Annotated in this window: 1 protein-coding gene; it reads left to right on the top strand. The window is 58.6% G+C overall.

What is annotated here, in order from left to right; translation table 11 throughout:
• Window positions 1-309 (top strand): pentapeptide repeat-containing protein (locus GTGU_RS23780; protein WP_038164003.1); only part of this gene is annotated, 309 nt, incomplete at both ends.

The raw sequence follows: 309 nt of genomic DNA, 5'->3' as shown, positions 1-309 counted from the left end.
GACCTGCGCGGTGCCGACCTGTACGGTGCCGACCTGCGCGATGCCAACCTGCGCGATGCCAACCTGCGCGGTGCCGACCTGTACGGTGCCGACCTGTACGGTGCCGACCTGCGCGGTGCCAGCCTGCCTGATCTCACTTTCGTAATCGTGGGTGAGAAGTACTTCATCAGCATAACGAATGGAGAGTATGTGCGAGCTGGCTGCCAGAACCACACAGCAGAAGAGTGGCGTAAATACAGCAAGCAGGAAATCGCTGAGATGGATGGGCGTAATGCGCTCAGGTTCTATCCGCGTCTGCTGGATATTATC

It is taken from the genome of Trabulsiella guamensis ATCC 49490 (genome assembly GCF_000734965.1).
Lineage (GTDB): Bacteria > Pseudomonadota > Gammaproteobacteria > Enterobacterales > Enterobacteriaceae > Trabulsiella > Trabulsiella guamensis.
Note: the sequence above shows the minus strand (reverse complement) of the source record. Positions and strands in the feature narration are given on the sequence as shown.